Raw genomic sequence first — 2,773 nt, forward strand, 5'->3', positions numbered from 1 at the left:
GTCATGGCCCCCGCCCGGTCGCCACTCGTGGGGCACCTGGGACGGCGACCGCCTGGCGGCGCGGGTGATGGGCCGGGAGTACCACTCGTGGTGGCACGGCCGGCAGGTGCCCACCTGCGGCATCGCCGGGGTCGCCGTGGCCGCCGAGCACCGCGGCTCGGGCCTCCTCGACGACCTGATGGCCGCCGTCCTCGACCAGGGCCTGCGCGAGCGCGGCGAGGTGCTCTCGACGCTGTACCCGACCGCACCCGGCATCTACCGCCGCTACGGCTACGAGGTGGTGACCAGCCTCCTCGAGGTGGAGCTGGCGACCGCGCGGCTCGCCCGGGTCGCGGCCGACCCGGGCGTGACCCTGCGCCGGGCCACGGCGGCCGACGCGGACGACGTACGCCGCGTCTACGCGACCTGGGCCGCGTCCCACAACGGACCRCTCACCCGCACCGGCCCGTCCTTCCCCGCCGACGACGGCGAGCTGCTCGCGTCCTTCACGGCCGTCACGCTCGCCGTGGTCACCGAGGCGGTCGACGGCTTCGCCGCCGGCGACGTCGTCGGCTTCGCCGGCTGGCACCGCGGCACCGGGTACGACGACAGCGCGACCATCACGGTCGACGACCTGGTCTCGCTGCACGCCGGCGCCACCCGCTCGCTGTGGGCCATGCTCGGCAGCCACGCCTCGGTCACCGGCCGCGTCCGGCTGAGCACGTCCGGGGACGACCCGGTGCGCTTCGCGCTGCCCTTCGTGGAGTGGACGGTGACCAGGCAGGTCCCGTACATGCTGCGCGTGCACGACGTGGCCGGCGCGCTGACCGGGCTCCGCCTCGGACCGCTGGAGGCCCGGGTGGGCTTCGCCGTCGAGGGTGACCTGCTGGGCACGAGCAACGGCCGGTGGCTGCTCACCACCGCCGACGGCGTCTCGACCTGTGTCCCGGCCGCGGCGGCCTCGGTGTCCGCCGGCCCGGAGGACGGTCACGCCGTACCGGTGCTGGCTCCGCGCGGCCTGGCCCTGCTGACGTCGGGGGCGCAGTCGTGCTCCGACATCCGGGCGGCCGGCCTGATGAGCGGGGACCTGTCGTCCGACGCGACCCTGGACACGCTCTTCGGCGGGCGCCGCGTGCACGTGCGCGACTACTTCTGAGCCGCTACCGATCCACCCGGCCGCCGTGCTCGAGCCACCACAGGGCGGCGTGGCGGACGTCGGGGTCCGCCGCGGTGGCGATCCCCGCGAGCTCGGGGTGGGCGCTCATGCCCGCCGAGTAGAGCGCGAGACGGCTCGTCGCGGGGTCGTCGAGGGCGGGTCGCAGCACGTCGAGCGGGACGTGGCGCCCCGCGGCCCCGGTCACCGCCAGGGCCGACCCCCGCAGGCTCGGGTCCGGGTCGGTGAGCCAGCGCCGCACCGGCGGGATGTCGTGCCCGTGGAGCACGCCCAGGAGGCGTCGCGCGCCGCGCGCCCGGATCCGGGGGTCCTCGGCACCCTCGACCAGGCCGGCGACATGGGGTCCGGCCGCCCGGGCGATCACCGGGACCCCGCTGAGGAGCATGTAGCCCGTGACCGCGCGGGTCTCCCAGTGGCCGAAGCAGATGTCGTAGACCAGCCGGGCGAGCATGGGCTGCTCCCCCACCCCCGTCTCCTCGCCGACCTCCTGCGCGGCGACCACGCACCGCTGCCACAGCACGTTCGAGGCGTCCCGGCTCATGGTCGGCAGCGCGGCGACGGGCGGCAGCGGACGCGACGGGACCAGGCCGGTGTCGCGCCAGACCTGCCGGGGGACGAGCCGGACCAGGTGGGTCGCCCACTCCTCCTGGGGTGAGCCGGTCGCCGTCGCGTCGAGGACCGCGAGCAGACGCGGGGCCACCGCCGCCCAGAACTCCGGACCGCTGATCTGGCCCATGTTCTCGATCGCCAGCGCCCCGCACTGCGCGGCGTACGCCCGCTCGTCGAGCAGCAGGTCCAGGCACCAGTCCACGGCGTCGTCGGTGACCGCCTCGCCGACGGCGCTCATCAGGTCGCCGAGTCCCTGGGCGTGGGGTCGGCGCAGCTCCTCCTGTGCCACCGACAGCACCAGGTGGCCGTAGGGGCTGCACCGGACGAGCGACAGCGCCTCGTAGCGGGACGGGTACCCGTGGGACACCGCGCGTGCGAGCTCGGAGACGAGCCGGACGAGAAGGCCGCGGCACTGCTGCTCGGGCAGGCCGATGTTGCCCGGCGCGGCCGTGGCGCGGGCCCAGCGCAGCCACTGGCCGCCGGTGACGTGCGCGTCCTCCTGCAGCGTCCGGGTGAGCCGGGACAGCGCGTGGACGTCCTCGATCCGGCTGCCGGGGTCCGTGTCCCGGGGGCTGGTGCGGGGGAAGGTGCGGCACAGGACGTCGATCGGCGCACGCAGTGAGCCCTCCGCGAGGCCGAGGGTGGCCTCGTAGCCGTCGATGACCCGTCCGTCGCGGAGCTGTCCGGTCTCGATGCGCGAGAGCCGGGCCGCGCTGGCGCCCATCTGCTCGGCCAGCGCCCGCAGCCCCGTGCCGGTGCCGTCCGGGCCGCCCGTGGTCGTGCGGGCCATCCGGAGCACCCACGCCATGCGCGCGGCGGCGTCGATCTCCACCCCGTCGAGCGCTGTCGCGTCGTCGACGGTGATCATCCGGGTGCCGGCCACGTTCCGAGTATCACCACGCGTGGTCGAGAACGCCCAGGTCGTCACCTCCTGGGTCGGCAAAACTTCTCAGCGCGACGACCTCGTGAGGCACGGTCGCCACGCTCAGCCCTCCTGGAGCGAGGCGTAGC

The 2,773-nt window shown here is 75.5% G+C and carries 2 protein-coding genes; one reads left to right on the forward strand and one right to left on the reverse strand.

Going from position 1 to position 2,773, the window contains the following annotated elements; genetic code table 11:
• The coding region (locus ACXJKL_RS18800; RefSeq protein ID WP_457208526.1) for a GNAT family N-acetyltransferase at positions 1–1,135 on the forward strand (1,135 nt) is incomplete at its 5' end.
• A 4-nt stretch (positions 1,136–1,139) separates the two neighbouring features.
• Here the strand turns inward: ACXJKL_RS18800 and ACXJKL_RS18805 are convergent.
• On the reverse strand, positions 1,140–2,645 hold the full coding sequence (locus ACXJKL_RS18805; protein ID WP_457208527.1) for a hypothetical protein: 1,506 nt from the start codon (positions 2,643–2,645) through the stop codon (positions 1,140–1,142).
• Between the last annotated feature and the right edge of the window lie 128 nt (positions 2,646–2,773).

It is taken from the genome of Nocardioides sp. P5_C9_2 (assembly GCF_054049555.1).